Origin of the sequence: Brevibacterium aurantiacum, assembly GCF_900169065.1 — a bacterium.
Classification (GTDB): domain Bacteria; phylum Actinomycetota; class Actinomycetes; order Actinomycetales; family Brevibacteriaceae; genus Brevibacterium; species Brevibacterium aurantiacum.
The window spans coordinates 90,343-102,386 of sequence record NZ_FXZB01000010.1 but is presented as its reverse complement, the minus strand read 5'-3'; the positions used below and the strand labels follow the sequence as shown (position 1 = coordinate 102,386).

Genomic DNA, 12,044 nt, shown 5'->3' with positions numbered 1-12,044 from the left:
CCTGCTCTCCTTCTCAGCTTGCCGTGACTGCATGCAACACGTGTGAGTGCTCGGACCGACGGTGAACGGCGGTCGTGCGCATCGGCACTGTGTCCTGGTTCACCACCTTATACTGCAGATGGTTCCCTCGTGAAAGAATATCGTCTCAGGTTTGTAGAAAGCACACAGTTCAGCGGCGTTCAGCTCACTGTGGCCTGCTGCTGGGTGATGCAGTGGATTCCTCCGCCGCGAGCATAGAGTTCGCGAGCGTCGACGCCGACGACCTTGCGGCCCGGGTACACCTGCTCAAGCACGGACACCGCCTCGGCGTCCATCGGATCGTCGAAGGTGCAGGCGATGACCCCGTCATTGGTGACGAGATGGTTGACGTAGGAGTAGTCGACCCACCCCTCGTCATCGCGCAGCACCTCGGGCGCCGGGATCGCTACGACCTCGAAGGGCTGGCCCTCCGCTGTGGTCTCGGCCCTGAACTGGGTCTTGAGCGACTGAGAGAACTCGAAGTCCGGGTGTTCGGGATTGCGCTGATCGTGGATGAGGACGACACCAGGGCTGGGCATGGCCGCGACGATGTCGACGTGGCCGCGCGTGCCGAAGGTCTGATTGTCGCGGTAGAGACCGTGGTCGAGCCAAATGACCTTCTTCGCCCCGATGGTGCGGGCGAATTCGGCCTCCACATCGGCCTCGGTCAGGTCGGGGTTGCGGCCCGGATCCAGCTGCACGCTGCGCGTGGCCAGCACCGTGCCCTGCCCGTCGACGTGGAAGCCACCGCCCTCATTGCGCAGCTGGGAGTCCAGGATCGGGACGCCGGCCTGGTTCGCAACGAAGCGGCCGATGTGCTGATCGTGATCCCATGTCGCCCATTCCTGAGCGCCCCAGCCGTTGAAGACCCAGTCCACGGCGTGCAGCTTACCGTTGTCGTCGACGACGAAGCTGGGACCGATGTCACGCATCCACGCATCATCGAGTTCTGCGTTGACGACGGTGATCGGATGGCTGATCCCCTCGCCGAGGTGGCGGTGGGCATGGTCTGTCTGCGACGTTGACACCACCACAGTCACCGGCGTGAACTCGCTGGTGGCACGGGCCACGGCGGCCCAGGTGCGGCGGGCGGCCTCTGCCTCATCTTCGGTATCGCCCAAGGCGTATCCAGAGGATGGGAATGCCATCCAGATGCGGTCATGGGCGGCTGTTTCCGCGGGCATGTGAAACGTCATCGTTCATCCCTTCGAGTCTGAGGAAGCGTGGCTTGTCCCGAGTGTAGCGAGATTCGGCTCCTGGGGGTCAACGGATTTCGCACCACTCTGGGCGATGTAGGCACCACCTCGGGCGGTGAGGGGCGGGTCCGTATAGTCTGACGTGAATGACAGGATTCCTGGATGACAGGGTTCGAACTCGCCATGGGAGGCAGTACGTGGAACAGCAGGATCTGCAGGAACTCTTCTCTCGCTCGGGCACGGGCCCGTTGTCGGGCGTGGTCGTCGCTGACTTCTCACGAGTGCTCGCGGGGCCCTACGCGACGATGATGCTCGCGGACCTCGGGGCCACGGTCATCAAGGTCGAGGGCAGGACCGGTGATGACACTCGGCACTGGGCGCCACCTCGGCGCGGGGACGATGCGACGTACTTCCTCACGGCGAACCGGAACAAGCATTCCGTGGTCCTCGACTTCAAGGACGAAGACGACCTGGGGCTGGCACAGGAACTGGCCCGGCGGGCGGATATTCTGGTGGAGAATTTCAAGGCCGGTGGTTTGGCCAAGTACGGGCTCGACTACGAGACCGTCAAGGCCGAGAATCCAGGCATCATCTACGCTTCGGTGACCGGGTTCGGGCGCGACAACCCGCAGCCCGGCTACGATCTGCTCATCCAGGGGCTGTCGGGTTTCATGAGCGTGACCGGATCCCAGGAGTCGGGCCCGGTCAAGGCCGGTGTCGCCGTCGTCGACGTGTTCACCGGTCTGCACACCACGGTCGGGATCCTGGCCGCATTGGCCCACCGCAAGGACACCGGTCAGGGGCAGCTGGTTGAGACGAACCTGCTGTCCTCGGCGCTGTCGGGACTGGCGAACCAGACCTCGGCGTACGTTGCCGGTGGCGTCGTTCCGCAGGCCATGGGCAACGCCCACCCGAGCCTCTACCCCTACCAGCCGATGCCCACTGCCGAAGGGCAGATCATCATCGCCGTAGGCAATGACAACCAGTTCAGATCATTGGCCTCCGTGCTCGGCCACCCCGAGTGGGCCGAGGATGAACGCTTCGCGAACTTCTCCGACCGCAACGAGAATCGTGGAGAACTCGAACCCGAGCTCATCGCCGCACTGAGTGAGAAGACGAACCAGGAATGGTTCGACATCCTCTCCGCGGCAGGTCTGCCGTGCGCCCCGATCAACACGATCGCCCAGGGTGTTGAGCTGGCATCGTCGCTGGGACTTGAGCCCGTCGCCGAGGCGGGTGCCGGGGATCGCGTGATCCCGACGGTGGCCAATCCGATCCGTCTGTCAGAGACTCCGGCCAGCTACGATCTTGCGCCGCCGACCTTGGGGGAGAGCACCGACGCGGTCAAGGAATGGCTGCGCGGTCAACGATGAGGGCAGTCACTTCACCGTCACGACCAGAGTCATGGTCGACGTCATGGCACTAGTCATGACCCTGGGCGCATGAACTCTGGCTGCGGCAGGCGTGGGAACAGGGTGGGTTCGTAGAACACCTGGGTTGTTCGGGCTGAACTTCCGGATTCACTGACGTACCCTAGAGTCTGTATGAAAGCACCCTAGTCACTGGGGAGATCCTGAGCAGTCCACTTCTGGTCAAGGCGGATTTCGCGAAGTGGCGCCCATAATCCAGGACTGAGATGGACACAGACAAGACTGAGACGAAGGCCGCCGGGAGGCCGGTCGTCAAACGCGTACTGATGGTTGTGGCCATGCTGCTGACCGCGTTCCACCTGCTCGCAAGCTTCCTCTGGATCGCCCCGTCGTCGACGGCGCGACAGGTGATCCCCGGGAACCTGCTCTCGGAGTACATGATTCCCCTGTGGGGTCAGTCATGGAGCGTATTCGCTCCTGAGCCGATCAACGGCGACTACTACTTCGACGTCCGCGCGGTCGTCAAGACCGACGGCGGCGGCGAAGAGGTCACCGACTGGGTGCGAGCCACCGATGTCGAACTCGACCATTCGACCTACAGGCCCTTCCCGCCGCGCTCGGCCGGCCTGGGCATCGGAGTAGCCTCCGATATCAAGGGATCGTGGGAGGACCTGCCCAATGATCAGAAGGCAATCGTCAAGCTCGACTACTTCAAGGGTGATGACTCGGTCGACCGACTGACGACGAAGTTGAAGGAGTACGAGGACCCCGATGGTGCTGTGGGCGGATATCTCGAGAGCGAGCACCTGGCCACGGCGTATGCGACACAGGTGGCCAAGGCGATCTGGGGCGAGGACGTCCAGCGCGTCCAGTACCAGGCGGCTCGGCAGAACGTCGTCCCGTTCGCGCAGCGCAATGACGATGATGCCGAACGACCGAACATCCAGCCGGTTCCGGTCGGGTGGCGAGCACTGGTGAGCGAACCACACCAGTCTGATGAGGAGTTCGCGAAGTACTTCTGTGCCTCCGATGAAGTGAGGTGTGCAGATGAGCAGTGACAGGAACACCAAGGTCAAGGGTGACGAACCCGAAGTGGACTCACAAGCGCAGACGCAGGCGGATTCGAATGAGAACATTCCGCTCGCCTCACGCGTCCTAGGCAGCATTTCACGCGGGTGGAACTGGCTGGAGGAAATGCTCACCGGGCGTTACCACGCCACTTATGGTCTCGCGGTGACCCGTATCCTCATCGGCCTGACCGGGCTCGGCATTCTGCTGACGAACTTCAACGCCCGGCACTACACCTTCGGCGTGGGCAGCGCCTGGAACGGTGAGATCGCCGAACCCAAGAGCGACTTCCCCAACATCTGGCTGTTCTCCCTCTTCCACCGCGCAGTGACCAACCCTGCCTTGTTCACCATCATGATGATCGGTCTGGCGATCCTCGCCGTCGTCATCGTCCTGGGATGGCGGACACGCATCGTCCTGCCCTTCTACCTCGTCCTGTGGGTCAGCTTCATCGAGCTCAACGACGGTGCCGGGGATCAGGGTGACAACGCGTATCGCATGTTCATGATCGCGATGCTCTTCGCCGACACCACTCGCCGATGGTCATTGGACGCCAAACGCAAGAGAAAGCAGAACCCGGAGTTCCCCGACACCGATGGCGGCAGTTATCGCTGGGTCCTCATCATGGCCAACAACTTGGCGATCGTCGTGCTGGCCTTCCAGGTCTGTGCGATCTACATGTCGGGTGGTCTCTACAAGGCAGGCGGTGCCGCCTGGCAGCACGGATTTGCGGTGTACAACCCGCTGCAGACTCAGCAGTTCGGTACCTGGCCGGTGCTCTCTGACCTGCTCACCGCCTGGGGGCCGATGGTCGTGGCCATCTCCTGGGGTTCGGTGCTGTTCCAGTGCGCGTTCCCGTTCATGCTCTTCAACAGGTACACGCGAATCATCGGCCTCCTGGGCATTCTGTCCTTCCACTTGGGCATCGCCCTGCTGATGGGACTGCCCTGGTTCTCGCTGACGATGATCGCCGTCGACGCCATCTTCATCCGCGACCGCAGCTTCGAAAAGCTCCACAAGCTGGTGAGTCGCTGGTGGAAGTCGACGAGCGACGGCATGGAACGGGCGAAAGCGAAGTCCTCGCGCTGACCTCTTAAGCGTCGCTTCGCGGACACAGCGGAAGGGCCCCATCGAAGTTTGAGAGCTCGACTTTGAAGCAGAGCTCTGAAACGTCGATGGGGCCCTCACTGCTCGCCTACGCGGCGCCAGCGCTACGCGGCGCATCACCGACTACGCGGCGCGTCACCGCTTGGGGCGCAGCTCCAGCCCGGTGGACTCCGGGTCCTCGGGCAGGCCGATGACGATGTCGTCTCCGTCGGCCACGTCGCCGGAGAGCAGCGCGCGGGCCAGCTTGTCACCGATCTCGCGCTGGACCAGCCTGCGCAGCGGTCGGGCACCGAACGCGGGATCGTAGCCCTCGAGCGCGAGCCAGTCCTCGGCGGCATCCGTGACCTCAAGCGTGATCCGCCGTTCGGTCAGGCGAGACGCCAGACGCTGGATCTGCAGGTCGACGATCGAGGACAGCTCCTCGGTGCTCAGTGCATCGAAGAGGACGATGTCGTCGAGGCGGTTGAGGAACTCGGGCTTGAACGTCGAATGCACGACGCCGAGCACCGCGTCCTTCTGCTCCTGCGTGCTCAGGGACCTGTCGACGAGGAACTGCGAACCGAGGTTCGACGTCAGGATGAGGATCGTGTTCCGGAAGTCGACCGTATGGCCCTGACCGTCGGTGAGGCGGCCGTCGTCGAGGACCTGCAGCAATATGTCGAAGACGCTCGGGTGAGCCTTCTCCACCTCATCGAGGAGGACGACGGAGTAGGGGCGACGGCGCACAGCCTCGGTGAGCTGACCGCCCTCGTCATAGCCCACGTAGCCCGGAGGGGCACCGACGAGACGGGACACGGTGTGCTTCTCCCCGTACTCGCTCATATCGATGCGGATCAGGGCCTTCTCATCGTCGAAGAGGAAGTCCGCGAGAGACTTCGCCAGCTCCGTCTTGCCCACGCCCGTGGGGCCGAGGAACAGGAAAGAGCCCGTCGGACGGTCCGGGTCGGCGATGCCGGCACGCGAGCGCCGGATCGCATCCGAGACCGCGGTGACAGCGTTCTTCTGACCGATGAGACGTCTGCCCAGCACATCCTCGGCGCCCAGCAGCTTCTCGATCTCACCCTGGAGCAGGCGTCCCGCGGGGATGCCGGTCCACGACGAGACCACCTCGGCGATGTCATTGCTCGAGACCCGATCACTGACCATCGGATCAGTCTCGGTCTCAGCGTTGGCCTCCTCCGCCTCGGCGATATCGATCTCCTTCTGCACCGCGGGGATCTCCCCGTAGAGCAGACGTGAGGCGGTCTCCAGGTCCGTGTCGCGCTGGGCCTTGTCCGCCTGGGAACGCAGCTCATCGAGCTTCGTCTTCAGCTCACCGACACGATTGAGTCCGGCCCGCTGGGATTCCCAGGTGGCCTCGAGGCCGTGCAGCTCCTCTTCCCGATCGGCAAGATCGGCCCGCAGAGCGCCGAGGCGTTCGATCGAAGCCGTGTCCGTTTCCTTGGACAGGGCCATGTCCTCCATCTTCAGCCGATCCACCGCGCGGCGGAGCTCATCGATCTCGACCGGAGCCGAGTCGATCTCCATGCGCAGTCGGGACGCGGCCTCGTCGACGAGGTCGATGGCCTTATCCGGCAGCTGACGCCCGGTGATGTAGCGATTGGACATGGTGGCCGCGGCGATCAGGGCGCCGTCGTTGATCGAGACCTTGTGGTGGGCCTCGTAGCGTTCCTTGAGGCCACGCAGAATCGCGACCGTGTCCTCGACGCTGGGCTCACCGACGTAGACCTGCTGGAACCTGCGTTCCAGGGCAGGGTCCTTCTCGATGTTCTCCCGGTACTCGTCGAGGGTGGTTGCGCCGACGAGGCGCAGTTCACCGCGGGCGAGCATCGGTTTGAGCATGTTGCCGGCATCCATCGCCGAGTCACCGGTGGCTCCGGCTCCGACGACGGTGTGGAGCTCATCGATGAACGTGATGATCTGACCATCGGCGTTCTTGATCTCTTCGAGGACGGCCTTGAACCGCTCCTCGAATTCGCCGCGGTACTTCGCTCCGGCGACCATCGCGGACAGGTCCAGGCTGATCAGGGTCTTGTTGCGCAGGGATTCGGGCACGTCTCCGGCCACGATCCGCTGAGCCAGTCCCTCGACGACGGCGGTCTTGCCGACACCTGGTTCGCCGATGAGGACAGGGTTGTTCTTCGTCCTCCGGGAGAGAACCTGGATGACCCGTCGGATCTCCTTGTCGCGGCCGATGACCGGGTCGAGTTTGGCCTCGCGGGCGGTGGCGGTGAGGTCGACGCCGTACTTCTCCAGCGACTGCATCGTGTCCTCGGGATTTTCCGAGGTGACCTTCTTGCCTCCGCGCAGCTCGGGCAGGGCGGCCAGCAGTGCATCGCGTCCGGCGCCGTTGGCTCGAAGGGCTTCGCCTGCCCCGTCCTTGCCTGCGGCTGCCGCGAGCAGCAGGTGCTCGGTCGACACGAACTGATCGCCGAGGCTCGTCATCTCCTCCTGCGCGAGATTCATCATCTCGAGTCCGGAGCGCGAGAGTCCCGGCTGGGCGACGGTCTGCCCGCTGACGGTGGGGAAGCCGTCGATGGTCGAACGGACAGCGGCGAGCACGGTCCGGGGGTCGGCGCCGACCTTGGTCACCAGGTTCGAGGCCAGTGAGTCGGGCTGATCAAGCAGCGCCGCGACCACGTGGGCGGGCTCGACCTGGTTGTTCCTCCTGGCCACGACGTCATTGATCGCGGACTGCAGCGTCTCGCGTGATTTGGTTGTCATCTGTGCGTCCATGCGCATCTCCTTCACAAGTGTTCCGTGAACAGTAATTGCTCTCGAAGAGTTCAACACCAACAAAGTTGAGTCTATTCCACTCAACTTTAGAAAAACCCGAGAATCCGCCTCCTCGCGGGGAGCATATCACGCAGGCGCACCGCGGGGAGTGACTCGACGCAGCAGCTCACCTCAGAAGCACGGATTGGAGGTCGAATCGGCGCAGCACCCTGTCGGCGACCTCCGGATCGGTGCCGCGTTCGCGCCGGGCCTTGAGCACTTCCGTGCGGGCCGACTGCAGCGCCCGGGTCTGCACCTTGGCCATGACCTCGCGGTTCTCCTTCAGCGTCGTCGCCTGTTCAGAGCTGGCCTGGTCGTCAGTGGTTCCCAGCAGCTGCGCATAGAGGCCCTTGAAGCGGGCGCGCAGAGGGTCGGCCACCTCGTCGGGCAGAGGCGGGTCGTTCTTGATCTGGTGGAGGGCGGCTTTGTAGGCCCGGGCCGCGATCTCCTTCGTCGCCTGGCGTTCCTTCTCCGCCTCGTCGTCGATGCCTAGGACGTTGACGATGGTGGGGAAGGTGAGGCCGGCGAGCACCAGCGTCACGAGCAGGATCACCGCGGCTGCGACGAGGATGTAGGAACGGCCGGGGAAGGGTTCGCCGGTGTCTGTGGTCGCCGGAATCGACAGGGCCAGTGCGATCGTGGCCAAACCGCGCATGCCGCCCCAGGTCATGAGCGTGGCATCCCTGATGTTCAGCGGTGCGGCATCCGGGTCCTCCTCCCTGCGCTTGTTCTCCAGCACGGTTCCGATGAGCAGCCAGCCGAACCGCACGGCGATGACGATGAGCGCGATGCCCAACCCCACGAGGACGGCCTTTCCCAGGTCGGCGTGCTCGGACTCGACGACCATGCGCAGATCGAGGCCGATGAGGCCGAAGGCGATTCCGGTGATGAGCATTTCCAGGACCTGCCACGTCGAGGCCTGGGTGACACGTTCCGCCGAGTTGCCTTCGACGTCGCGCCTGCGCACCTCGAGCGCGGCCACGACGACGGCGATGACTCCGCTGGCATGGAAATGTTCGGCGATGAGGTAGACGCCGAAGGGCAGCATGAGCATGAGCGAGGAGCGGGCGATCGTATGGTCGATCTTCTCCATCACCCACCACACGATGAACACGACGACGAGGCCGACGGTGATGGCGATGACCGCGGAGATGAGGAAGGACAGGGCCAGCTGACCGAAGTCCACCTCGGTGCCGGACATGGCTGCCGCCATCGCCGTCTGGAAGATGACGAGGGAGGCGGCATCGTTGAACAGCCCTTCACTCTGCAGGGTCGACATGATCCGCCGAGGTATCGAGACAGTTCCCGCGACCGCATCGACGGCGACGGGGTCAGGCGGGGCGAGCATGGCGCCGAGGGCCACCGCCGCCGCGATCGTGATCCCGGGGATGAGGAGGACCGCAGTTCCGGCCACTGCCGCCACCGTCACCCCGACGAGAGCGACCGCCATGCCCAGGATCGTGCGCCAGCGGATGGCGAAGAGAGCCCACGAGGTCTTCTGCGCGGCGGCGAACAGGAGGGGTGGCAGGAACAGAGGCAGAATGAGATCGGGTTCGATGGTGATCTCGGCGAACGTGGGAATGAACGCGCCGGCGATGCCGATGATGACCATGAGAGCCGGCCAGGGGAGGCGCAGCTTCTGGCCCATGCCCACGACCACGCTGGTTGCGGCACCGAATCCGATGATCATCAGCAGAGTCGTCATGCTCGTCTCCTCGATATGGGTGGCATGAATGCACACCGGTACAACGGCATCGATGTCAGGAAACATCGTCTCCATGAGGGGGCGCCTGGTAAGGATTCGGAAAGAGATCCACATCAGGTTTCCGCGCCGGACCAACGATATTTTGGCAGAATACCCTTATGTCTGACTCAATTGTATTCTCCCTGGAAAAGGACGCAGTCGCGACGATTTCGATCAACGAGCCTCAGACTCGGAACGCGCTGTCGCGCTCGGTGATGAAGGGTCTCATCGACACCCTCGCCGAGGTGGGTCAGCGCACCGATGTCCGTGCCGTGATCCTGTCCACCGCAGGTCACGTCTTCAGCTCCGGGCATGATCTCAAGGAGATCAGCGGGGCGAAGCTGGAATCGCAGCAGGAGACCTTCGCACTCTGCTCCGAACTCATGCAGCTGATCCAATCGATCCCGCAGCCGGTCATCGCACAGGTCCAGGGCGTGGCGACCGCCGCCGGGTGCCAGCTCGTCGCCAGCTGCGACCTGGCGGTCGCAGCAGCGTCGGCTCGGTTCGCCACCCCAGGGGTGAAGATCGGCCTGTTCTGCTCCACACCGATGGTGGCCCTGACCCGGGCGGTGCCGGCGAAGACGGCGATGCGGATGCTGCTGACCGGGGACTTCCTCAGCGCAGATGACGCACTGTCGTTCGGTCTGGTATCCGATGTCGTCGCCGATGACGAGCTGGAGGCCTCGACCCTGGAATTGGCGCGGAAGGTCGCGTCAGCCTCGTCAGCTACAGTGGCAATAGGCAAAGCAGCGTTCTACGAACAGCGCGATCTGCCTCTGGCAGAGGCCTATGAGCACATGTCGGAGGTGATGGCGCACAACGCCGTCGCAGCCGATGCGCAGGAGGGGATCGACGCTTTTCTCACCAGAAGAGAGCCTCAGTGGCAGCATCGGGACTGACAGTGTGATTTCCTATGACAGTGTGCTCATTCGGATGGACCGGATGAGATGCTTCAGATGATGATGGAGGATCAGACGTGGCGGTAATCGTGACCGGAGCCAGCGGCTTCATCGGTGGCGCCATCGCCCGTGCCCTGGCGAACAGGGATGAGACGGTCTATGCCTTGGGTCGACGCGATCCCGAGATTCCGGGTGTGAATTTCCAGGCGTGGGACCTGACCGAACCTGCGTCGGAAGCGGTGAAGTCCCTGGCGTCGAAGGCCACGGCGGTCTTCCACTGCGCCGGAATCGCGGCCGTCAATGCTGATGACGATGAGCTCTACAACGTCAAGGTCACGGGGACGAGGAACGTGCTCGACGCATTCGCGAAGGCGCGAATCGTGCACATCTCCTCCACCACCGTCTATTCCACGAACGCACCCCATGCGGACCTGTGGGAAGAGGCCGGACCCAAAGATCCCAACGACTTCCACGACGCCTACTCGAGGACGCATGCTCTGGCCGAGCAGCTGGTGATGCGGATCCGTCCCGATGCGGCCATCCTCCGGCCCGCCGCGGTCTACGGACCCGGCGAGACGATGCTCATGCCCTATCTCAGCCAAGTGGCGAAGAAGGGAGTCCTGCGACTTCCCGGCGGCGGTCGGCAGAAGATAACCCTGACCCACATCGACAACCTGGTGCGAGCGGCCATCGCCTGCGTCGACGTGCCCTCGGCTTCGGGCCCGTTCAACATCGGCGATCCGACTCCGTACAAGCTCAAAGACGCCGTCTCCACCCACTTCGCGCGCATGGAGTATGAGCCTGTCGTCATCGATGCGATCGCGAAGGACAAGGCGCTCTTCGCCGCGAAACTGGGCCTGAAGATCAAGACGTTCTTCAAGCGGGGCAACCGGGCGGAGCTGTTCCTCGTCGAGTACCTTCAGCACGATCGCACGTACAACCTGACTCGTCAGCAGCGAGTGCTCGGAATCTCCACCACGCAGTTCCTTCTGCCCTCACGGTTCCAGTAGCCGTTCAGGCAGTCAGCCACTCAGCGGCGCAAGATCGCGGAACTCATCGTTTGAGCCCGTGCTGGGCCGCGACGATCCGTGACATCACCGCGCGCGGGAGCACCCGTTTGAGCAGGAACGGCAGCGGTGCCCTGCTCCCTACGGCATAGAATTCGCGAGGCCTGGCCGCCTCGATGGCCGTGACGATGGTCGTGGCCACGGTCTCGGCCGAGATCCCGCCTCGTTCATTGTCATCGAGGTGCTCAAGCATCGTTCTCACATCCTCGGTGTAGACAGAACCGGGAGAGAGGTACTTCGTCCGCCGGTTGCCGATCCCGGTGGCGATAGACCCGGGTTCGACGACACTGAGCCAGACTCCGAATGGCGAGAGCTCCTGGCGTGCGGCCGTGGTGAATCCGCGCAGGGCTGCCTTGGAGGCGACATAGGAGCTGCGGTGGGCCAGGGGGAAGCTGGCGAGCATGGACCCGACCATGATGATCCGGCCGCGACCACGCTCGCGCATACCGGGCAGGACGAGCTGACTCAGACGCACCGGCCCGAAGACATTGGTGTGAAACAGGCGGTCGATGGCATCGGAGGGCAGCTCCTCGAAGGGACCCGACTGGCTCTCGCCGGCATTGTTGACGAGGACGTCGACGGTGCCAAGCTCGGCGCCCAGTGACTCGACGCTGTCGAGATCGGCGAGGTCCAATTGAAGATAGCGCACCCCGGGGATCCGCTCGGACTGCGGAATCCGCTCGGGGTCCCGACTCGTGGTCAGCACCGTGCAGCCACGGTCTGCCAACTTCCTCACCAGCGCGGCACCGATGCCGGAAGTGCCACCGGTGACTAACACCGTGAGTTCCGAGTTCATGCTG

Annotated in this window: 9 protein-coding genes; 5 read left to right on the top strand and 4 right to left on the bottom strand. The window is 63.7% G+C overall.

The annotated features are described in order from the left end of the window. Positions 1–179 precede the first annotated feature (179 nt). A complete protein-coding gene (locus BAUR9175_RS08540) occupies positions 180–1,202 on the bottom strand; it encodes an agmatine deiminase family protein (protein WP_205676960.1) in 1,023 nt (340 codons plus the stop codon). 209 nt (positions 1,203–1,411) lie between these two features. On the opposite strand from BAUR9175_RS08540, the gene BAUR9175_RS08535 reads away from it, so the two are divergent. The 3 genes from BAUR9175_RS08535 (at position 1,412) to BAUR9175_RS08525 (ending at position 4,741) form a co-directional block, all read left to right on the top strand. Beyond that, the gene (locus BAUR9175_RS08535) at positions 1,412–2,587 is read left to right on the top strand and encodes a CaiB/BaiF CoA transferase family protein (protein ID WP_009882332.1); all 1,176 of its coding nucleotides are present in this window, start codon (positions 1,412–1,414) and stop codon (positions 2,585–2,587) included. Positions 2,588–2,850: 263 nt separating this feature from the next. Continuing rightward, a complete protein-coding gene (locus tag BAUR9175_RS08530; protein WP_009882333.1) occupies positions 2,851–3,642 on the top strand; it encodes a DUF5819 family protein in 792 nt (263 codons plus the stop codon). Next, positions 3,632–4,741, top strand: a complete 1,110-nt coding sequence (locus BAUR9175_RS08525; RefSeq protein WP_009881849.1) for an HTTM domain-containing protein — start codon at positions 3,632–3,634, stop codon at positions 4,739–4,741. The genes BAUR9175_RS08530 and BAUR9175_RS08525 overlap by 11 nt, the downstream gene beginning before the upstream one ends. Before the next feature lie 153 nt (positions 4,742–4,894). On the opposite strand, the gene clpB is transcribed toward BAUR9175_RS08525, so the two are convergent. Both clpB and BAUR9175_RS08515 read right to left on the bottom strand, forming a co-directional pair. Then, the gene (gene clpB / locus BAUR9175_RS08520; RefSeq protein ID WP_101583517.1) at positions 4,895–7,495 is read right to left on the bottom strand and encodes an ATP-dependent chaperone ClpB; all 2,601 of its coding nucleotides are present in this window, start codon (positions 7,493–7,495) and stop codon (positions 4,895–4,897) included. Positions 7,496–7,661: 166 nt separating this feature from the next. After that, positions 7,662–9,239: a Na+/H+ antiporter gene (locus tag BAUR9175_RS08515; RefSeq protein ID WP_226830096.1), complete on the bottom strand. Its 1,578-nt coding sequence runs from the start codon at positions 9,237–9,239 to the stop codon at positions 7,662–7,664. A gap of 158 nt (positions 9,240–9,397) precedes the next feature. Between BAUR9175_RS08515 and BAUR9175_RS08510 the strand changes: the two genes are divergently transcribed. After that, positions 9,398–10,177 (top strand): enoyl-CoA hydratase, encoded by a 780-nt coding sequence (locus BAUR9175_RS08510; RefSeq protein WP_096168293.1) that lies wholly within the window; start codon positions 9,398–9,400, stop codon positions 10,175–10,177. A 77-nt stretch (positions 10,178–10,254) separates the two neighbouring features. Beyond that, a complete protein-coding gene (locus BAUR9175_RS08505) occupies positions 10,255–11,187 on the top strand; it encodes an NAD-dependent epimerase/dehydratase family protein (protein ID WP_009881845.1) in 933 nt (310 codons plus the stop codon). 43 nt (positions 11,188–11,230) lie between these two features. Here the strand turns inward: BAUR9175_RS08505 and BAUR9175_RS08500 are convergent, their stop codons facing one another. After that, positions 11,231–12,040: an SDR family oxidoreductase gene (locus BAUR9175_RS08500; protein ID WP_029416606.1), complete on the bottom strand. Its 810-nt coding sequence runs from the start codon at positions 12,038–12,040 to the stop codon at positions 11,231–11,233. Positions 12,041–12,044 lie beyond the last annotated feature (4 nt).